General features: G+C 62.1%; 17 protein-coding genes. 4 read left to right on the top strand and 13 right to left on the bottom strand.

Annotated elements, in window-relative coordinates:
- Positions 1–348: 348 nt before the first annotated feature.
- Positions 349–1,296: a 4-hydroxy-3-methylbut-2-enyl diphosphate reductase gene (ispH, locus tag ACIQ2A_RS17135; RefSeq protein WP_398481351.1), complete on the top strand. Its 948-nt coding sequence runs from the start codon at positions 349–351 to the stop codon at positions 1,294–1,296.
- 40 nt (positions 1,297–1,336) lie between these two features.
- A complete protein-coding gene (hpnH, locus tag ACIQ2A_RS17140; RefSeq protein WP_398481354.1) occupies positions 1,337–2,524 on the top strand; it encodes an adenosyl-hopene transferase HpnH in 1,188 nt (395 codons plus the stop codon).
- A 270-nt stretch (positions 2,525–2,794) separates the two neighbouring features.
- Here hpnH and ACIQ2A_RS17145 read toward each other — a convergent pair whose 3' ends face one another.
- From ACIQ2A_RS17145 to ACIQ2A_RS17170, 6 genes are all read right to left on the bottom strand, one after another.
- A complete protein-coding gene (locus ACIQ2A_RS17145) occupies positions 2,795–3,529 on the bottom strand; it encodes a phosphorylase (protein ID WP_398481356.1) in 735 nt (244 codons plus the stop codon).
- On the bottom strand, positions 3,526–5,487 hold the full coding sequence (gene shc, locus ACIQ2A_RS17150) for a squalene--hopene cyclase (RefSeq protein ID WP_398481358.1): 1,962 nt from the start codon (positions 5,485–5,487) through the stop codon (positions 3,526–3,528). Before shc ends, ACIQ2A_RS17145 begins: the two co-directional genes overlap by 4 nt.
- A gap of 60 nt (positions 5,488–5,547) precedes the next feature.
- A complete protein-coding gene (gene hpnE / locus ACIQ2A_RS17155) occupies positions 5,548–6,798 on the bottom strand; it encodes a hydroxysqualene dehydroxylase HpnE (protein WP_398481361.1) in 1,251 nt (416 codons plus the stop codon).
- Entirely contained in the window at positions 6,798–7,631 is an 834-nt protein-coding gene (hpnD, locus tag ACIQ2A_RS17160) for a presqualene diphosphate synthase HpnD (protein ID WP_398481363.1), read from the bottom strand. Before hpnD ends, hpnE begins: the two co-directional genes overlap by 1 nt.
- A gap of 5 nt (positions 7,632–7,636) precedes the next feature.
- Positions 7,637–8,515 (bottom strand): squalene synthase HpnC, encoded by an 879-nt coding sequence (gene hpnC / locus ACIQ2A_RS17165; protein ID WP_398481366.1) that lies wholly within the window; start codon positions 8,513–8,515, stop codon positions 7,637–7,639.
- 218 nt (positions 8,516–8,733) lie between these two features.
- On the bottom strand, positions 8,734–8,979 hold the full coding sequence (locus ACIQ2A_RS17170) for a hypothetical protein (protein ID WP_398481368.1): 246 nt from the start codon (positions 8,977–8,979) through the stop codon (positions 8,734–8,736).
- Between the two features lie 421 nt (positions 8,980–9,400).
- Between ACIQ2A_RS17170 and ACIQ2A_RS17175 the strand changes: the two genes are divergently transcribed.
- Positions 9,401–9,901 (top strand): hypothetical protein, encoded by a 501-nt coding sequence (locus ACIQ2A_RS17175; protein ID WP_398481370.1) that lies wholly within the window; start codon positions 9,401–9,403, stop codon positions 9,899–9,901.
- Between the two features lie 146 nt (positions 9,902–10,047).
- Here ACIQ2A_RS17175 and ACIQ2A_RS17180 read toward each other — a convergent pair whose 3' ends face one another.
- From ACIQ2A_RS17180 to ACIQ2A_RS17195, 4 genes are read right to left on the bottom strand one after another with little or no spacing between them, the layout of a single operon-like run.
- Entirely contained in the window at positions 10,048–11,559 is a 1,512-nt protein-coding gene (locus ACIQ2A_RS17180) for an amidohydrolase family protein (protein ID WP_398481373.1), read from the bottom strand.
- Positions 11,560–11,569: 10 nt separating this feature from the next.
- Positions 11,570–12,361 carry an ABC transporter permease gene (locus ACIQ2A_RS17185; RefSeq protein ID WP_398481375.1) on the bottom strand — a complete coding sequence of 264 codons (792 nt, stop codon included), beginning with the start codon at positions 12,359–12,361 and terminating at the stop codon, positions 11,570–11,572.
- Entirely contained in the window at positions 12,351–13,118 is a 768-nt protein-coding gene (locus tag ACIQ2A_RS17190; RefSeq protein ID WP_398481377.1) for an ABC transporter ATP-binding protein, read from the bottom strand. Before ACIQ2A_RS17190 ends, ACIQ2A_RS17185 begins: the two co-directional genes overlap by 11 nt.
- Positions 13,115–14,095 (bottom strand): ABC transporter substrate-binding protein, encoded by a 981-nt coding sequence (locus ACIQ2A_RS17195; RefSeq protein ID WP_398481379.1) that lies wholly within the window; start codon positions 14,093–14,095, stop codon positions 13,115–13,117. The genes ACIQ2A_RS17190 and ACIQ2A_RS17195 overlap by 4 nt, the downstream gene beginning before the upstream one ends.
- A gap of 136 nt (positions 14,096–14,231) precedes the next feature.
- On the opposite strand from ACIQ2A_RS17195, the gene ACIQ2A_RS17200 reads away from it, so the two are divergent.
- Positions 14,232–15,143, top strand: a complete 912-nt coding sequence (locus ACIQ2A_RS17200) for a LysR family transcriptional regulator (RefSeq protein ID WP_398481381.1) — start codon at positions 14,232–14,234, stop codon at positions 15,141–15,143.
- Between the two features lie 47 nt (positions 15,144–15,190).
- Here ACIQ2A_RS17200 and ACIQ2A_RS17205 read toward each other — a convergent pair whose 3' ends face one another.
- From ACIQ2A_RS17205 to ACIQ2A_RS17215, 3 genes are all read right to left on the bottom strand, one after another.
- The gene (locus tag ACIQ2A_RS17205) at positions 15,191–17,551 is read right to left on the bottom strand and encodes an RND family transporter (protein WP_398481383.1); all 2,361 of its coding nucleotides are present in this window, start codon (positions 17,549–17,551) and stop codon (positions 15,191–15,193) included.
- Between the two features lie 149 nt (positions 17,552–17,700).
- Complete coding sequence (eutC, locus tag ACIQ2A_RS17210; RefSeq protein WP_398481389.1) at positions 17,701–18,483, bottom strand: ethanolamine ammonia-lyase subunit EutC; 783 nt, start codon at positions 18,481–18,483, stop codon at positions 17,701–17,703.
- A gap of 144 nt (positions 18,484–18,627) precedes the next feature.
- On the bottom strand, positions 18,628–19,815 hold a 1,188-nt coding region (locus tag ACIQ2A_RS17215), incomplete at its 5' end, for a B12-binding domain-containing radical SAM protein (RefSeq protein ID WP_398481385.1).

Raw genomic sequence — 19,815 nt, forward strand, 5'->3', positions numbered from 1 at the left:
CGCTATCGGCAACGTGACCTGATGGCACAAAACGCAAGGTGGAACTTGAAGAAGACCGTGCTCGTCCTGTTAACGATGCCCATGCGCCGGGTAAAGTGACGAACTGTTGAGATTTCGCAGCATTCTTTGGCCTAAATCCGAGATATCGTAAAGGTTTAGACCTTAACCCGCCGCGGAAAACCACGTTCCCGCCGCGGTATCGCCCAGTGAGTGATTTTTGTCACACCGGACGGCTCAAATACCTAGCCGGACTGGATATGTCGCTGATTATGGTACACATTTATCGTTTGTCAGATCTGGATTTGTCAGACTTTGACTTCTCAGACTTGAAAATGGATTTCGTAGCCCGTGCTTGATCGCCCCCGTCCCCTTGAAATCTACCTGGCCCAGCCTCGCGGATTTTGTGCAGGCGTGGTCCGGGCCATCGAGATCGTGGAGCGGGCGCTCGAACGCTACGGCGCGCCGGTCTATGTCCGCCACGAGATCGTGCACAACAAGCATGTGGTCGAGACCCTGAAGGCCAAGGGCGCCATCTTCGTCGAGGAACTCTCCGAAGTGCCTGACGGCGCCATGACGGTGTTCAGCGCCCATGGCGTGGCCCGCAGCGTTGAGGAAGAAGCCGAAGAGCGTGGATTGCCGGTGCTGGACGCCACCTGCCCGCTCGTTGCCAAGGTCCATAACCAGGGTCGACGCTATGTCGCCAAGGGCCGGACCGTGATTCTGATCGGCCACGCCGGCCATCCCGAAGTCGATGGTACTCTGGGACAGGTTCCAGGCCCCATCCATATCGTCCAAAGCATCGCCGATGTCGCGGCGCTCACGGTTCCCATGGATGAACCGGTCGCCTACATCACCCAGACGACCCTCAGCGTAGATGACACACGCGACATCATTTCCGCGTTACACGCAAGATTTAGCGATATTCAGGGTCCAGACACCCGCGATATCTGCTATGCGACACAAAACCGCCAATCTGCGGTAAGAGACCTCAGCCGGCTCGTGGACGTGATCCTGGTCGTGGGGGCGGCCAACAGTTCCAACTCAAACCGCCTCCGAGAGATCGGGACCGAGGTTGGTGTCGCGAGCTACCTCATCGCCGATGGCAGCGAGTTGAACCCGGAATGGCTTCGGGGCGCGCGGACTGTCGGCATTACGGCTGGTGCTTCCGCGCCGGAAGTGCTTGTAGACGACGTGATTGAAACCTTGCGGCGCATCGGACCGGTCTCGGTGTCGGTACTGCCGGGACTCGAAGAGACGATTGAATTTCGACTGCCCGCTGAACTGACCGCGGTTTGATCCACCTTCTTCACTGAAGATGCCCAGAGAGAAAATTGTAATGGCAATTCCGTTCTTCAAAGAAATCAAAATCGGCGGCTATCTGATGAAGCAGAAGCTGCTGGGCCGGAAGCGCTATCCGCTCGTGCTGATGCTCGAGCCGCTGTTCCGCTGCAACCTCGCCTGCGTCGGCTGCGGCAAGATCGATTATCCCAATGCAATCCTGAATCGCCGCATGAGCGCGCAGGAATGCTGGGACGCCGCCGACGAGTGCGGCGCGCCGATGGTTGCAATCCCGGGCGGCGAACCGCTGATCCACAAGGAAATCGGCGAGATCGTGCGCGGCCTGGTGGAGCGCAAGAAGTTTGTCTCGCTCTGCACCAACGCACTGCTGCTGGAGAAGAAGCTCGACCTCTTCACGCCGTCGCCCTACCTGTTCTTCTCGGTGCATCTCGATGGTCTCAAGGACCATCATGACAAGGCTGTGTCGCAGGAAGGCGTGTTCGACAAGGCCGTCGCCGCGATCAAGGCTGCCAAGGACCGCGGCTTCTCGGTCAACGTCAATGCGACCATTTTCGACGGTCATGCGGCCGAGGACATCGCCAAGTTCCTCGACTACACCGTGGAGCTCGGCGTCGGCGTCTCGATGTCGCCCGGTTACGCCTATGAGCGCGCTCCGGATCAGGAGCACTTCCTGAACCGCACCAAGACCAAGAAGCTGTTCCGCGACGTCTTTGCGCTCGGCAAGGGCAAGAAGTGGAACATCATGCATTCCGGTCTCTTCTTGGACTTCCTCGCAGGCAACCAGGAATACGAGTGCAAGCCATGGGGCATGCCCGCCCGCAACATCTTTGGCTGGCAGAAGCCCTGCTACCTGCTCGGTGAAGGCTATACGCAGACCTTCAAGGAGCTGATGGACACCACCGATTGGGACACCTACGGCACCGGCAAGTACGAGAAGTGCGCCGACTGTATGGCCCATTGCGGTTACGAGCCGACTGCGGCCGATGCAGCGCTCAGCAATCCGCTGAAGGCCATGTGGGTGGCGATCCGCGGCGTGAAGACCTCGGGCCCGATGGCGCCTGAGCTCGACCTCAGCAAGCAGCGCCCGGCGCAGTATGTGTTCTCGTCGGAAGTGCAGAAGCGCCTGTCGGACATCCGCAAGGAAGAAGCCGCCGCAGCAGCAGAGAAGGCCGCAGCGAAGGCAGCCAAGGCGGAAGCCGCCGCATCGGCCTCGACCGCCGCGTAAGGCGATTACATCCAGATAGCAAAAAGGGCGCGATGCAGATCGCGCCCTTTTTTGTTGGAACGTGACGTTCGTAGGATGGGTTGAGCGTAGCGAAAACCCATGCTGTCCGTCGATCGTGACAGGCTCCGCCGATGGGTTGTCGCGCCGGCCTTCGGCCGCCGCTCAACCCATCCTACGGCCGCACGCTCGGAGCCAGGCCAGCTCATGGTTCGAGACGCGCGCAAATGCGCGCTCCTCACCATGAGGGACGGAGATCGTGCGGGACGGAGATTAAGCTTCGACCTGTGCCAGCCCGATGCGGCTCAGCAGAAAGCTGCGGCAATCCTTCAGGCTGCGCAGGGCGCGGTTGAAGTCGCGGCCGGTGGAGACCAGCGCCCGGATTACCAGCGGGTTGCGCGCAATACCGCGCAGCACCTTGCCGAGATCGACATCGCCATTCGGCTTGATCGCGGTGGTCGCGATTTCCGGCAGCGCACGGGTCGCAGGATCGCTGACGACGCGGAGTGCTGCAAAAGGAAGCCCGGCCAGCGCTGCGAATTCCGCGGCGATGTGGCTTTCCATATCGACGGCCGAGGCGCCGAATTCCGAGCGCAGCGCAGCCTTGCCAGCCTGCCCCGTCACCACCTTCTCGACGCCGACCAGACCGCCGCGCACGACCGTCTGATTGCCGACGCCCGAGCCTGCCAACAGTTCAGCGCTGAGCTGTTCGGAGGCCGCCCAGACCTGGCCAGCTGCGACCACTTCCGTGGCCAGAACGACGGTACCCGTCTTAAGCACGGGATCGAGGCCGCCGGCGACGCCGAAGGAAATCACGCCGCGGATGCTGAGAGGATCGATATCGGCGAGCAGGCTGCGAAGCTGCACCGGATCGCTGGAGGAACAGATGACCGTCATCCCCGGCCCGGCAGCGATCTTCGCTTCCTGGACCAGTCCCGTCACGATCAATACCGGTCGCGGGTCCACCGAAGTGGCCGTTGCCGCAATGCCCCCAGTCGCCAAAATCACATTCCGACTCCGACCGTCCTGCTGTTGGTGCTCTGCAAATTCCGGAACCGCGCCAACGCCCAGAGCGGGAAGAATTTCGAGTAGCCATGATATCGCAGATAAAACACGCGCGGGAAGCCGGTGGCGGTGTATCGGGCCTCGTCCCACAGTCCTTTTTCGTTCTGTGTGGCCATTAGGTATCGCATTCCGCGCTCCACCGCCGGATTATCGGCCTCGCCTGCTGCCATGAGTGCGAGCAAGGCCCATGCCGATTGCGACGATGTGGACGGAGCAGCCTCGAATCCCTGGTAGTCGAGACGGTAACTGACGGCATCCTCGCCCCAACCGCCGTCCTCATTCTGGATCGAATACAGCCAGGCCACCGCCTTGCGCATTGCCGGATCCTGATGGGACACGCCGACCATATTCAGGGCACAGAGGACCGACCAGGTTCCATAGATGTAATTCAGGCCCCAGCGGCCATACCAGGATCCCTCGGCGAGCTGGGTGCGGCGGAGATACTCCACGGCATCGGCCAGCGGCTTCGAGGCCTGAACGGTATCGCCCAGTTGCGCCAGCATCGAGACGCAGCGTGCGGTCACGTCCTCGGTCGGCGGATCGAGCAGCGCACCATGATCCGAGAACGGAATGTTGTTGAGGAAGTCGTGGTTGTTATCGACATCGAAGGCCGCGAAGCCGCCGTCGCTGCTCTGCATGCCAAGGATCCACTCCTTGCCGCGATCGATGGCGTGGTCATAGTCCTTCGACCCAGTCTGCCGGCGCGCGCGGTCCATCGCCATCATCACGACGGCGGTGTCGTCGAGATCGGGGTAATGCGCGTTGTTGTACTGGAAGGCCCAGCCACCCGGCCGCAGGTCCGGACGGTTCTCCGCCCAGTCGCCCTTCACTTCCAATTCCTGCCGCGGCACCAGCCAGTCGAGGCCGCGCTTGGCTTGCGCAAACGCATCTTCGCCGCCGGCTTCCAGCATGGCATGCGCGGTCAGCGCGGTGTCCCACACCGGCGAGACGCAAGGCTGGCAATAGGCTTCGTGATCCTTGATGACGAGCAGCTTGTCGATGCCACGACGCTGGATCGCACGTTTCGGATAGTCCTCGGGATAGCCAAGGACGTCGTAGATCATGACAGCATTGGCCATCGGCGGGAAAATGGCGCCGATGCCATCCTCGCCATTCAGGCGCTCCTCGAAGAAAGCGGTCGCCTTGTCGATGGCGCTCTGGCGAAACTTTTTCGGAAAGTAAGGTTCGGCAAAGCGCAGCAGCTTGTCGATGCCGGTGAAGAACGCGAACCATGCGCGGTTCTGATGCGGCGCGCGTGCCAGCGTGCCGATCGAGCGCGGATCCTGCAGGAACAGCTCGTCGATACCGACGCCCTTCGGATTCTTGGCGCGCGCCTTCTTGGCCGCCAGGACGAGCAGGGTCACGACGGTGGTGCGCGCCCAATAGGACATCTTGTTGAGGTGGAACGGAAACCACTTCGGCAGATGCATGATCTCCACCGGCAGCATCGGAACGCTGCGCCAGCTGGTCACGCCGAACGTGGCGAGCAGAAAACGCGTGAACACATTGGCGTTGATCGCGCCGCCGCGCTCCAGCGCCGCCTCGCGCGCACGCTTCATATGCGGCGCGTCGATGTCATCGCCGATCATCTTCAGCGCAAAATAAGCCTTCACCGTCGCGCTCATGTCGAACGGACCGTCCTGCACCAGCGGCCAGCCGCCGTGTTCGCCCTGGATGCGGCGCAGATAATTGGCAATCTTGCCTTCGAGTTCGGCATCGACGGGCTCGGCGAGGAAGTGCCGCATCAGCACATATTCGGCCGGAATCGTGGCATCGGCTTCGAGCTCGAACACCCAGTGGCCGTCGCTCTGCTGGAAGTCCAGCAGGCTCTTCTTGGCCGATGCGATGCTGCTCTCCAGCTTCGCGTTGTCGATGGTGAGTTCGGAAGTGGTCGATGACATGATGTTTGCTTGATCTCCGTACGTGTCGTGTCACTTGGGGTGCCTGAACCGCGCCTTGGTTCAGACCTTTCCGAGTGCCATGTCGGCGGCGCGATCGCCGGAGCGGATCGAGCCTTCGATGGTGGCGGGCAGACCGGTATCGGTCCAGTCGCCAGCCAGGAACAGGTTCTTGAAATCGGTCCGCGTGCCGGCACGCAATGCATTCTGCGCCGGTGTGGCGGCAAAGGTGGCGCGGCGCTCACGCACGATCTGCCAGGCCGGCAACGGCGCCTGGATGTTCGAGATCTTGCAGATCTCGTCCCAGATCTGCTGCGCGAACTCCTCGCGCGGCACGTTCACGAAGCGATCGGCATTGCTGATGGTGATCGACAGGCGATTGTGGAAGGCGAACAGCCATTCCACGACACCACCGACGACGCCGATGATCGGTGCGTGACCGGCCGGCGGCACGTAATTGAAATGCGCATTGACGATGGCACGCATTTCCGTCGGCGTCTTCACGCCGGGCAGCAGGTTCTTCGCCGACCAGGCGGGCACGGCCATGATGACGACGTCATCGGCGCCGAGCGCGATCACATCGCCTTCGCCGAACTTCAATTCGCTGATGCGCTCGCCGGCCATGGTGAAGCTGCGCAGCTCGTGGCCGAAATGAACGCCAGCGCCCTTCTTGCGCAGCAATTCGATCGCCGGCTCGACCAGCACGTCGCTGAGGCCGGAGCGCGCGATCAGCGGACGGCATGCCTGCCCGCCCGCCAGCAGCGTCTCGCGCACGATGGCGCCGGCAAGCCCCGCTGAACCTTCCGGTGGATCGACATTGAGCGCGGCCAGCAGCAGCGGCTGCACAAGGCGATCATAGAGCACGCCTTCGCATTTGATGGTGTCGCCGACGAGCTTGTCGTTACCGGCCCAGATCAGCGGCGTCAGCGCGAAGTAATCGCCAACCGACGTATCCGGCACGCGGCGCGACGCGTCGAACAGCCAGGTCGGAATGCGGCCATCGCCGAGATCGAGCTGCCAGTGCTTGCCGGTCTTCACATCGGCAAAAGCGAATTGCGCACGCGCCGGGCCGACCAGTCCCGCTTCGGTGCCGATCGACTTTGCGTAGTTGATGACGTGGCTGTTGCCGGACAGGACAAGGTGATTGCCGTTGTCGATGGTGAGGCCGGTCTGCGCATCGAAATAGGAGCGGCAGCGGCCACCGGCCTGCTGGGTCGCTTCATGCACATGGACCTGATAGCCGGCATTGTTCAGCCGGATCGCAGCGGCCAGGCCGGACACGCCGGCGCCGATGATATGAGCGGTTTTGGACATCAGATGATCGCGTATCGCAGCAGGATCGCTATCTTGGAGGCCTTGCCGAGACGAACGGGATCGCGCGGCAAAGCGAAGCCGCGTTTCACCAGCAATTCCAGGATGGCGTGGTAATATTTCGACATGATCCGCGGCGCGCGCACGCTGCGGCGCTTGTTGCGGGCCATGATCTTGTCGGACTCCCTGAAGTGGTCCTGCGCGCGGCGCACCAGCGGCGCGGCAACCTTCGGCAGCGCCTTCTCCTTGATCACCACCTGCGGATCGCTGGAAGTGATACCGGCATGGAAGAGCAGCTCGCGCGGCAGATAGAGACGGCCGAGCGTAGCGTCTTCATCGATGTCGCGCAGGATGTTTGTGATCTGCAGCGCGCGGCCAAGATGATGGGCGAGCAGCACGCCATCTGCATCGGGCATGCCGAACACCTTGACCGACAGCCGGCCGACGGCGCTGGCCACGCGATCGCAATAGAGATCGAAGGTGGCTTCATCGGGCGCACGGATATCGGCAGGGATATCCATCTCCATGCCATCGATGACGGCGAGATAGTCTTCCTTCAGCATGCCGAAGCGCTTGATCGGCTCGACATAATCGCGCACCCGCGGCGGCGGATTGCCGGCATAGAGCGCCTCGATATCCTCGCGCCACTGCTGCATCTGGCTCAGGCGAAGGTCACGTGCCTCGTGGGAGTCGGCGATGTCGTCGACCTGACGGCAGAAGCTGTAGATCTGGAACATGGCATCGCGCTGCTCGCGCGGCAGGATGCGCATCGCCGAATAGAACGACGAGCTGGCGGCGACGCCCTGGACTTCGCTGGGTTCGGTCTGAGTGGTCATCTGATTCATTTGCCTGCCGCCGGGCGCGAAATCGGCGCGGACGTGGTCGCGCGACGCCACAGGCAGCCCGCCATGGCGGCGAGCGCATAGCCGGCCATGCTGCCTTTGGAGAGATGCACCTTCTCGCTCAGCGGATCGCGCACCCGCAGCAGTTTCGAAATTTCCCAGGCGAATTTCTCGATCACCGCGATATTGCAGGCAAAGCGGGTGTCCGCCATGTGCACCGTCAGGCTGTCGCCTTCGTGCAGCAGCGCCTCGTTACGCGCCACGAGATCGCGCAGACACGCCAGCAATTCCGGCGACGATTTTGGCTTGTCGAGCGCTTCGACGCTGACGCCATGTCGCTGCATGATGTCCTGCGGCAGATACACGCGGTCGAGCTCGCGGTAATCCTTGGCGCAATCCTGCAGGTGATTGTTGATCTGCAGCGCCGCGCAGATGGCATCCGACGCGGGCCATGTCGCTTTGTCCTCGCCATGCACTTCCAGCATGAAGCGACCAACGGGCATCGCCGAGAATGAACAGTAATGGATCAGCTCGTCCCAATCCGCATAGCGCAGCTTGGTGACGTCCATCCGGAACGCGGTGAGCAGATCGAGCGCATGGCGCGGCGGCATGCCGCGCTCGGCAAAGGCCTCACGCAGCGTGTTGGCTTCAGCCTGCTCATCGTGTTCGCCGAGCAATCCCGTTTCCAGCTCGTCGAGCATGGTCAGCTTGGTCGAGGCATCCAGCAGCGGATGATCGGCGATATCGTCGGCGGTGCGGACGAAATTGTAGAACGCCAGAATCAGCGCCCGGTGGCGCTTGTGGATGATCCAGGACGCGACCGGAAAATTCTCGTCGCGATCGGTCTTGCCAGATCGCAGCTCGCTCGCAGGGGTCATCAATCTCGGCTTCGTTCAATCAAGACGGGGGTGAAACGGAGGGGCTGTCACGGTCCTAAAATACCGGCAGGCGGACGCCTCTCGGCCCCATATAGGCCAAATCGGCCAACAAAACCAATGCCAATATGGCACCTCGGCTGCGGCCAAAGCCGCGCCGGACTACTCATGAAACAGGCCTGCGGTACCGACCACAGGCCTGACGTCGTGCGCTCGGACGCTTACTGGCCGTGGCTGACCAGCACGTCGTTGCAGGCCTTGCTGATCTTGGGACGATTTTCCTTCAAGCAGGACAGAATCACCAGATCGCCCTGATCCATCACGGTGCGACACAGCTTCTGCACATCGCGCGAGCAAGCCTTCTGCTCAGCCTCGGTGCCGCTGCGGCCTTGGGTTTGCTGCTGGGCCAATGCGCCGGTCGAGGCAGATACGGCAATCACGGTCAAAGCCAGGAAAATTTTACGCATTGTCGTCCTTCAATTGAGCAAGCGAGAGTCAGCCCGCTGGGTGCATAGCATAATCAGTAACGATCGCACCTGAAGAGCGATCCCGATCGACGGCGATTTCCTCACATTCATGGCGAGGGATGCATGCGAGACACAGGCCGCAAGCCGGTTAACCCGTAAAATGCGGCCAAAGGTTGCACCTGCCGCGCGGGCCATACCGGACGGACACGAATGCGTCATATGGCGCAAAGGTCAGTCCCGGACCAGTTGCGCCGAGCAAAACGGAACCCAATGTTCAACCGGAACCGTTTCGGCTAGCGTCAATGTCACGATTGCTGCTCATTGCCGAATTGAACCTGTTCCAACCGCCGCGACACTTACGTCCGAAGCGTCGCGGCACCCTATTGCCGGCGCGGTGCCAAACTTTTCGGGGATACCAAACATGACAATTTCTTCTGCCAAGCTGCTCGGTCACGCCCTCAAGGCTGCTGGCGCTGGCGCGATTCTGATGCTGTCGGTTTCGGCGAGCCACGCCCAATCTGCCCCTTTTGCCGGTTTTGACGGCAACTGGAGCGGCACCGGCACCGTGACCATGTCGGACGGATCCTCGGAGAAGATTCGCTGCCGCGCCAGCTACAAAGTGGGTGGCGGCGGAAATGCGCTCGAACAGAGCCTGCGCTGCGCCAGCGACAGCTACAAATTCGACCTCGCCAGCAATGTGAAGAGCGACGGCAGCAACGTTTCCGGCAGCTGGAGCGAAGCGAGCCGCAACGTCTATGGCAACCTGAACGGCAAGGCCGGCGGCGGCCAGATCGATGTCTTCGTCGAAGCCGCAGGCTTTGCAGCGAACATCACGCTGACGACGAAGGGCAATAAGCAGAACGTCTCCATCTCGTCCAAGGGCGAGATTCGCGGCGTCAATATCAGCATGACCAAAGGCTGATCGCACTCACACTGTCATCACCCGCGAAAGCGGGTGATCCAGTACACGCAGGCGGCGGAGACGGCCCGCGATGCCCGTCTATACTTGATCGCCCGGTCAAGCCGGGCGACGACATCGGTGGAAGCGGCTTCCGGCCGAACGGCTCGTCAGCCCTCCACCTCATCGCAGAGGTAACGATTGATCTGGTAGGGACGCGCTGCCAGCCCCGGGCAGAACGATGCGACCACGGGCTCCAGGCGATCGAACAGACCGCGCCATTCGGCGTTGAGCGCCTCGAGCCGCTCGCGCGCCGCCTCCGCCTCGCGGGCGAGTTTGGCAAGATCCATCGTCAGCAAGCGGCCATCGCGCACCACCAAGGTGCCGCCGATCATGACATGGCGCACCGATGTCGCGTCCTCGGAATGAACCAGCTGGTTGACGGTCCAGTTATGCGGGATCCAGTTGATGGCGTGCAGGCTTACAAAAACGATATCTGCCTTGTAGCCCGGCGCCAGCGCGCCGGCTTTTTCGAGGCCGAGCGTTCGCGCTGAACCCGCGGTCGCTGCATGATAGATTTCTTCGACGGCCGCCCATTTACGAGGATCCGGCCCCTGCACTTTCGACGCCATCGATGCATAGCGCATCGCCTCATACATGTTCTGGTTATCCGAACAATTCGCCCCGTCGGTACCGATCCCGACATTGACGCCGAGATCGAGCGCGCGCCGCATCCGGAACAGGCCATTGCCCAATCGCATATTGCTGCCGGCGTTATGCGCCAGCGACGCCCCGCGATCGGCCATCAGCCGGAAGTCGTCGTCGTCCAGCCAGACCGCGTGGGCTGCGGAAAATTTTTCGTTGATCAGCCCGAGCGCGTCGAGATGCGCCACGAGCGTCTTTCCGTAGCGTTCCTTGCCGACCACGGCCTGCACCTTGCTTTCTCCGACATGGCTCTGCATCGGAATGTTGTAGTCGCGGGCCAGCTTGGCGCAGCCGCACATGAAACTGTCGCTGCAATGGGCTGGAATCGTCGGTGCCACCGCCGGACGAATGTCATATGCCGACCACTTCCAGCGCTCCAGGATCGATCCGATCGCCGCGATGGTGCGATCGCCGGGTCCGAGACGGAGTCGATCAACCTGCTGCTGAAGATCGTCCGGAAGGGCGTCACGCAGGCCTGGAATGGCTTCATAGAAGCTGTGATCTGCGACCATCGGCGCAAGCACGGCGCGCATGCCCACTTCGGCATAGGCTTCCGCGACAGCGTCCATGCCATCGATGCTCGGCGCCGGATACTCGTAATACAGGTCATAGGCTGCCGTGCAGCCCTTCAACACCATTTCGGCGGCACAGATCTGGGTTGTGAGTTTCTTATCCTGAAGCGACCGGCTGCCGCTGATCCAGGGCGCAGCAGCCAAAAGCACCTCCAGTGTCCAGCGGTCACCCTGCCCGCGACCGAGGCCGCCATGGCCATGGGTGTGAGCATTGATCAGGCCCGCGTGAACGAGCATGCCGGACGCATCGACGATCTCCGCACCATCCGGCGCGGCTAGGTTGGGACCAATCTCGGCGATGATGCCGTCCTTGATCAGAATATCCCCTGTCGTTCCGCGGCGAACACCAGCATCGGCGATGACGGCATCGCGGACCAGCACATATCCCGGGTGATTTTTTGCCATTGGATCTGACCTAGTTGTCGTCGTTGGAAGAATTGTCCAGATTGCTGGACCACGGCACGAGCAGGCGTTCGATGACTTCGACCAGAAGAAACAGCGCGATGCCCATGATCGCAAGAATGGCCACGGCACCGAACGCGACCGGGGTGCGGAAGAACGCCATCGAGGTCTGGATCAGATAGCCGAGCCCGGAATCGGAGCCGACGAATTCGGCGACAACGGCCCCGACCACACAGAGCGCAGCGGCCACCCGCAGCCCGCCGAACACGAATGGAAGCGCATAGGGCAAACGTATGCGCAGCAATTGCTGCAGGCGGGTCGCCCGGCACGATCGTCCGAGTTCGACCAGTTCGGGCGGCGTCGCCAGCAAGCCGGCCACCGAGCTCACCACCAGCGGAAAGAAGGCGACGAGGAAGGTGATGACCACACGCGATAGCTCATTGGCGCCGAGCGCGACCAAAAGGATCGGCGCGAGCGCGACCTTCGGGATCGATTGCGTCAGCACCAGCAGCGGGTAGATCGCTTTGGAGATGGTGCGCGAACTCGCGATCAGCATTGCAAGCGGAAGGCTGATGACGATCGAGGCCAGCAGGCCAAGCAGCACCGTCCGCAAGGTCGTCATCGTATGCATGAGGACGTTCGGCCAGATCGGCACGATGGTCGTCCAGATGACGCTGGGACGTGGCAGCAGGAATGGCCTGATCCCGAACGCCAGACAGATCACTTCCCAGCTGGCCAGGAACAGCACGCTCGATACGATCACCGGCAGGTGTCGCCGCCCCCAGAGCGCAGCATTAATGAGCACGGGCCGCTCCACCGTAGATGCGATGCCGGATCAGTTTCGAACAGCGGTGGAATTCCGCGCTACCTTCCTGATCGAACGAACGCGGACGCGGCAACCCGACATCGATGATTTCAGCAATACGCCCCGGCCGCGGCGACATCACGATCACCCGATCCGCCAGCATCACGGCCTCGGAAATCGAATGGGTGACAAACAGCACGGCCATTGGATTGGCCTGCCACAAGGCCAGCAAAGAGAGGCTCATCTCCTCGCGGGTCAACGCATCGAGCGCGCCGAATGGTTCATCCATGAGCAGGATACGCGGCTGTTGCACAAGGCCGCGGCAGATGGCAACGCGCTGCTGCATGCCACCCGAAAGTTCGCGCGGCATCCGCTGCTCGAAGCCGGCAAGACCAGCCGACCGCAAGAGCGCGCGAGCGCGTTCGCGCGCGTCCGGTCCGTCACGGCCGGACAGGCTGAGCGGAAACGTGACGTTCCGCTCGACAGTCATCCACGGCAACAATGTCGGTGCCTGGAAGACCATCGCCGTTCCTTCGGTCGCCTCGGTGACGAGCTTGCCGTCCAATGTGAGGTGGCCGATGTCCGGCTGCACGAGGCCGGCCACCATGCGCAGCAAGGTTGACTTGCCGCAGCCGGACGCGCCGACAATGGCGACGAACTCTCCCGGCTGGATCGACACCGAGATGTCATCCAGCGCCTGCACATGACCGCCGCGACGTGTCTTGAAGGTCTTGCCGACCCGGGCAAGCGAGATCATGGCACGAAGCTGTCGTCGATCGCCTGCGAAGGATCCCAGGACGCATCCAGCTTGAGGCTTTCAGCCACGGCCTTCCACGTCGTCTGCAGGCGTTCCTTGTCGAAATGGCCCTGCCCCGTCGCCTTCTGATGATCGTTGAAGATGAAGGTCATGGTGGCCTTCTGCGAGCCCTCGCACTCGTCCTGCAGCACTTCCGGGTTCTTCTGGACATGCAGCTTGCAGGTCTCGACCGGATTGTCGCGCGCCCAGGCATAGCTCTTCACGGCGGCGCCAACGAAGCGCTTCACCAGATCCGGATTGGTCTTGATGGTCTCGTCGGTGGCGACCAGCGAGGATGCGTAGATCGCAAAACCGGCCGACACGAAGGGCAGCGAGACGATCTCTTCGCCCGCCTGCATCGCGGCCTTGTTCTGGTAGTATTGGTGGATGGAATAGAAGGGCGCGGCGTCAACACGCTTGGCGATCAGCATGGCCGCCATGGCCGACGCATCGGTCGTCACCCAGTTCACGCTCTCCGGATCGACGCCGACGCGGCGCGCGACTTCCGGAAAATAGATCTTGTGGCTGTTGCCGGGGCTGATGGCGATCTTCTTGCCTGCGAGATCCTTGAAACCCTTCACACCGGATGATTTCAGGATGAAGAGCGAATGCGGCGAGTGCGTGTAGACCGCCACGATCGACTTCACCGGCACCTGCTGTTGCGCACGCCCCGCCAACACCGCGCCCACATCCGCCACGCCGAACTTGGCCGCTCCGGCTGCCACCTTATTGACCGTGTCGCCCGATCCGTAACCTCTGACGATGCTGAGATCGATTCCGGCATCCTTGAAGAAGCCGCGCTGCATGCCGGCGTAATAGGCGGCGTGCTCACCGCTCGCGATCCAGTCGAGTTGCAAAAGGGCCTTATCTTCGGCGCGCGCGACCTGAGAACAGCCAGCGAGCAGTGCAGTCGCCAGCAGGAATTGCTTTATGCCCATCATACATCCCCGTGAAATATTACGATCCGGCTGCTGCCGCGCTCCCGCATTTCCAAGCAACACGGATGCCGGAATCGGCATTGGAACTGTCTGAAAATGCAAATACGGTTCGCATCGATAGACAGGGGAAGATCCGATGGCGGCATTCACTTGGGACGACCTGCGATATGTCCTGGCCATCGAGGCGAGCGGCACTGCGCTCGGCGCCGCCAGGCGGCTCGGTGTCAGTCACAGCACGGTGCTGCGGCGGCTGGCGACCCTCGAAGGCGCGCTGAACACCAGACTGTTCGAACGCAACGACGGCCGCATGGTCGTCAGCCCGCCTGCAACGATGCTGATGGCCAAAGCGCGATCCATTGCGGAAGCCTTCGACGCGCTTCCTCAGTTGATCGACGGTCCCAATTCAGGGCTCGAAGGAATCGTCCGCGTGGCGGCGCCGCAGGCGCTGATCTGTCACGCGCTCACCGATGCACTGGGCGAATTCCGCACCGCGCACCCCTCGATCCGGATTTCCCTGTGCGCCGACATGCAGTTCGACGATTTCCGGCGCGGCCATGCCGACGTCGCCTTGCGGATCAGCCTCGCCGTTCCCAATGAACTGGGGATCCGACGGCTTTGCGACTACCGCTTCGCGCTCTACGCCCACAATGATCTGGCCCTGCAGATGCGCGCGGGCGCAACTTTGGAGGAGATGCCGTTCATCCTGCTGTCGGATGCAAGCCGCGACATGCCGGAGCGAAAGTGGATGGTCAGCCTGACCGAAGGACGGACGCCGGCCATCGAAGCCAGTTCGACCGTGGTGTGCCGCGCGGCCGTCGCCGCGGGTCTCGGGGTCGGCGTGCTTCCCTGCTATGTGGGCGACGCCACGCCCGGTGTCACGCGCATCGAAATGGGTCCGGCAACGCCCCGTGAGGGAATCTATCTGATCACCCACCCGACCCAGAGCAGAACCGCGCGCTCCCGCGCGGTCGCCGACTTTCTGATTAAATTCGTGACCCGCCGGCGCGACGCCTTTTCCGGCGCCGCACTGGCAGCGACCTTAAGTTAGAGCATGATCTTATCCGAAAACCGGTATCCACGTTTCGGGATCATGCTCTAGTCGCGTTCCTTCGCCAGCGTCGATTTGCCGGTGAGCTTCTGCTGCAGCTGGATCAGCCACATCGAGGTCGGGCGCAGGATGAAGAGGTCGGCGACCAGTGCTGCCACCATCGAGAAGGCACTGAGCCAGCCGAACAGGCGCAACGAGGGCAGGTCCGAGAACACCGTCACCACGAGGCCGCAGGCCAGCACCACCGTGGTGAGGATCAGCGCCGGACCGACCAGCACGGTCGCGCGTTCGACGGCGACAGCAGGATCGGTGCCCGGCGTATCTTCCAGACGCAGGCGGTTGAGGAAGTGGATGGTCGCGGACAGGCCGAGGCCGAACGAGACCGTGAGCGCCACCACACTGGCGAATTGCAGCCCTTCGCCGAGCAGCCACAACACGAAACCCGACAACACCACCGGGAAAATACCCGGCAGGATACAGGCCAGCATCACCACCCAGGAGCGGAATGCGAGGCCGATGAACACAGCAACCAGGCCGAATTCGATGGTCAGGCCGTGATTGAGCTTCTCGATCATGCCGGCGCTGTTTCGCGCGGCGATGGCGGACAGGCCTGTCACAGCGATCTCGTAGCCGGGATGCGCGCTTCGCACCGTGTTGAGAGCCGCGTCGAGCTTGTCGACCACCGGGAGGATCTTGCTTGAATCGCTATCCGGCACGCGTCCGGAGACCACCACCGCAGTCTGATCCGCCGAGATGAAGCGGCGCACCAGATGCTCCGGAATGACACTGACATATTCCTTCAGCGTTGCGACGTCGGTCGAGCCCGCCTTCTCCGCCAGCCAGCGCCGCAGCGTCTCCAGCGACCAGACATTGCCCACGCCGGCCTGCTTCTCCACCAGGCTATGGACCTGCGCGATGGTATCCAGCGTGTCCTGCGAATAGAGATCGGCGCCCTTGGGGAATTCGATCAGGATATCGATCGGATTGGCACCGGTGAGCTTGGCATCGAGGCGTCCGCTAGCCGCGACCGCCTGCTCCTTGTCCGGCACCTGATCGGCCAGACGATAGCGCGGCTCCAGGCTCGCATAGACGGTGCCGAGGCCGAGCACCACAAGCAGCGAGATCAGGCTGAACAGGCCGGGACGACCGACCATGCGTACGGCGATCCAGTAGCAAAATGCGCGCAGCGCCTGCACGCCGGAATCGGCCGCCTGGAACTTGGCTGCAAAGATCTTTTCGTTACGGACCAGCAGCACGCCGAACACCGGCACCAGAGACAGCACCGCGACCAGCGCGATGATGGTCGCGGTCAGCCCCGCTTCACCGAAAGCACGGATCAGGTCAGAGTCCGAGAACTGCAGCGCCAGGAACGAAATGCCGGCTGTGCCATGTGTCAACACGCAGGCCGGACCGACCACGCGCACGGCATTGGTGAAGGCAGAGTATTTGTCCTCACCGGCAATCAGGCGATCGCGCGCCGCGAAAGTGAGCTGCATGGAGTCGGCAAAACTGATCACCATGATCAGCGGCGTCATCACATTGAGGAACATGTTGAGGCTGAAGCCGGCCCAGCCCAGCGCGCCGAGCGACAACAGGATCGCCAGCAGCGGCGGGAACGCCGCGATGATCATGAAGGAGATCTTGCGGAAGAAGATGATGGCGATGATGCAGCCGGCAAGAATGCCGGCAACATTGTAGATCAGGCCGTCACGCTCGACCGCATTGCGGATTTCGAGCTGCATGACCGGCACGCCGGACAATTCCTTGGTGAGCCCGGAATCCGCCAGATCCTCATTCATCGTCTTGCGGATCTCGGCGATCACCGTGCTCAGCTTGTTGTTGCTGACCACCGCGGGATCGAGTGACAGCACAACAAGCGCCAGTGTGCCGTCATCGGACAACAGCTTGCCGCGGATCAGCTCGTTCTGTTTGACCGTCTCGATGAACTGGTCATAGGCGGCGCCTTCGGGCAGCTCGTTCGGGAACAAAGCTGCCGGCAATTTGCCTGGCGCCGGCGTCTGCCGCGCCGAGAAGATCGAGATCAGGCCGCGCACGCCATCGACCAGCTGCATGTCGGTGACGAGGTCGCGCATCTTTTCGAGATTGTCGCGGGAGAGCAGCGTCTTGCCTTCCAGCACCACCAGGACGTCGAACTCGGTGGACGGGAAGCGTTTCGTTACTTCCTCATATTGTTTGTATTCCTTGCTGTCGGAGCGGAACAGCTGGCTCAGCGAATCGTCGATCTTGATGCGCTGGATGCCGAAGATCGCGCCGACGACCAGCGCCAGCAGGATGATGCAGGACAGAATCGGCGCCTTGACCGCGATCAGGCCGATACGCTCCAGGCCGAAGGCAATGCTGGACGGCCCACGCCCCAATTTCTTGATGTCGGCGTCGTGGGAGCTCATATGGTCCATGCTGTGCTCTAGCCCTTGAAATTGCGCGGTAAATTCGCTGGCGGTGTAGCAGTTCTGTATGACTATTCGCAAGGCGACGCTGGCGCAGGGCGCAATCACCAAGTCACGATTTCAGGTCACGATTTGCGGCGATAGCTGTCTTAGTCAGGCTTTGCGGCCGGTGCGGCCAATTGGAGCCCGCTTTCGTCCTTCAAGGTCACACCGGTGATACCGCGTCGCAGCCCCTCGCGCGCCAACCACGCGATCTTGACCGCAGCCTCGTCGAAACTCAGCCCTGCCGACTGGATATTGGACACGCAGTTCCGCTCGGCATCGCTGCGGCCCGGTTTGGGCGCGACGGTGACATAGGCGCCGAGGCTGTGCGGCGCGGACAGACCCGGCCGCTCTCCAATCAGCACGATGCTCATCCGCGCATGGAGCAGTGTGCCGATCTCGTCGCCCAGCGCCACGCGCGCGCCACTGGCTACCGTTACTGGCCCAACCGACAGGCCATCGAGCTTTGGTAGCAACGCTGCCACCAGACCAAGTGCATGGGCATTCACGGCCGCGGGGGAAAGGCCATCGGCAATGACGAGCGCGATGTCGCAGCCAGCGCTGCCGTGCGCTTCGAGCAGGTTTTGCGATTCGGGCGCGAGCTTGCGGCCGAGATCGGGACGTTTCAGGTAATCGGCGCGATCGGCGACCAGGCTCGATACAACGACGGCCGCGAGCCCCTGCTCCACCAGAGCCGCGACAATCGCTGTGGCCTCGAATGGCGCATGCACGGCATCGCGGGCACGGGCATGATCAAGGGTGAAATCCAGCAGCGCCTGCGTCGTCAGGCTGGCACCGGCGCGGCCGAGACCGACACGCGCTGGCGTGAGCCGACGGAGGTCGGCGATCGACGGGCTGGGATGCGCGATTGGGTCGTTGCGTTCGCTCATGTGGCCACTTTGCCGATTGCCACCCAAAACACCACCCTCATGGTGAGGAGGCGCGTAGCGCCGTCTCGAACCATGGACTGGAGTGCACAGCCATCCTTCGAGACGCGATCCAGGTGGATCGCTCCTCAGGATGAGGGCGGAGCTTCACTCAGCCGGAACCGCGGCTGCCGTGTCCTGCAGCTTCATCGAATAGTAGGACGCATTGGTCTGACCACCCGATGCGTCGCGGGCGAAGTTGATCAGGTGATGCGCGACCATGATTGCCGAGATCAGATATTCGATCTCGCCGCGGACGATGCGGCGGAAGGCGAATTTCCAGAACGCGCGCTTGTAGTCGCCGAGCACGCCGACTTTCCAGAAGATGTTGCGCAACATCACCAGGCCAAGGCGGATATTTTTCGGCGTCAGCATCGCGCCGACGGGCGGCTTGATACGATGCGGATAAGTGTGCGTGATCTGGTATTCGAACCGCTCGAGCAGCTTTTCCGGCACATAGGCACTGCCCATGGCACGACGCCAGCTCTTCACGACATCCTCGTAGGGCAGCAGGAAATCCACATTGGAATCGCGGCCTTCTTCCTCGTTGAGGCGGCCTTCCTTCTTGAGACGATCCCACAACGGCGTTTGCGGCAGGGCCTGCAGCAGATTGATGGTGAGCAGCGGGATCTGCGACGCATCGACGAAATCGAGCAGCGCCTGGCCGGTTTCAGGACGGTCGGTATCGAGGCCGAGGATGATGCCGGACACCACTTCCATGCCGAACGAGTTCAGCACCTCGATGGATTCCATGATCGGCAGGACCATATTGTGGTCCTTCTTCATCGCCTTCAATGCGACGGGATCGGGCGTCTCGATGCCGCAGAAGATGGTGCCGAACCAGGCATCGCGCATCAGCGCGAGGATTTCCGGCCGCTTGGCGATGTTCAGCGTTGCCTCGCAGGACAGCCGCAGGACAAAGCCGGTCTTCTTCTGCCATTCGACCAGATGCGGCAGCAGATCGAGCGCAGCCTTGCGGTTGCCGATAAAATTGTCGTCGACGAAATAGACCGACCCCATGATGCCGCATTCGAGCAGCTTGTCGAGTTCGGCCGTGATCTGCTGCGGCGTCTTCAGCCGCGGATTGCGGCCATAGAGGCCGGGAATATCGCAGAATTCGCACTGATACGGGCAGCCCGACGAATACTGGATCGAGCCCAGGAAATAGCGCGGAATATCCGCCAGCTCATAGGCCGGGATCGGAAACTCCGTCATGTCCAACCGGTCGGCCGTCTTCAGCACGACCTGGCGCGCAGGACGCTTGGTGTCCTTCTCCAGAATATCGATCAGTTTGTC

It is taken from the genome of Tardiphaga sp. (assembly GCF_044336785.1).
Lineage (GTDB): Bacteria > Pseudomonadota > Alphaproteobacteria > Rhizobiales > Xanthobacteraceae > Tardiphaga.

Excerpts from the sequence above, each read along its gene's own strand:
- hpnH (WP_398481354.1), top strand. The coding sequence starts at position 1,337 with ATGGCAATTCCGTTCTTCAAAGAAATCAAAATCGGCGGCTATCTGATG.
- ACIQ2A_RS17200 (WP_398481381.1), top strand. The coding sequence starts at position 14,232 with ATGGCGGCATTCACTTGGGACGACCTGCGATATGTCCTGGCCATCGAG.
- shc (WP_398481358.1), bottom strand. The coding sequence starts at position 5,487 with ATGTCATCGACCACTTCCGAACTCACCATCGACAACGCGAAGCTGGAG.
- ACIQ2A_RS17190 (WP_398481377.1), bottom strand. The coding sequence starts at position 13,118 with ATGATCTCGCTTGCCCGGGTCGGCAAGACCTTCAAGACACGTCGCGGC.
- hpnE (WP_398481361.1), bottom strand. The coding sequence starts at position 6,798 with ATGTCCAAAACCGCTCATATCATCGGCGCCGGCGTGTCCGGCCTGGCC.
- ACIQ2A_RS17170 (WP_398481368.1), bottom strand. The coding sequence starts at position 8,979 with ATGCGTAAAATTTTCCTGGCTTTGACCGTGATTGCCGTATCTGCCTCG.
- hpnC (WP_398481366.1), bottom strand. The coding sequence starts at position 8,515 with ATGACCCCTGCGAGCGAGCTGCGATCTGGCAAGACCGATCGCGACGAG.
- ACIQ2A_RS17175 (WP_398481370.1), top strand. The coding sequence starts at position 9,401 with ATGACAATTTCTTCTGCCAAGCTGCTCGGTCACGCCCTCAAGGCTGCT.
- ACIQ2A_RS17195 (WP_398481379.1), bottom strand. The coding sequence starts at position 14,095 with ATGGGCATAAAGCAATTCCTGCTGGCGACTGCACTGCTCGCTGGCTGT.
- hpnD (WP_398481363.1), bottom strand. The coding sequence starts at position 7,631 with ATGACCACTCAGACCGAACCCAGCGAAGTCCAGGGCGTCGCCGCCAGC.
- ACIQ2A_RS17180 (WP_398481373.1), bottom strand. The coding sequence starts at position 11,559 with ATGGCAAAAAATCACCCGGGATATGTGCTGGTCCGCGATGCCGTCATC.
- eutC (WP_398481389.1), bottom strand. The coding sequence starts at position 18,483 with ATGAGCGAACGCAACGACCCAATCGCGCATCCCAGCCCGTCGATCGCC.
- ACIQ2A_RS17205 (WP_398481383.1), bottom strand. The coding sequence starts at position 17,551 with ATGAGCTCCCACGACGCCGACATCAAGAAATTGGGGCGTGGGCCGTCC.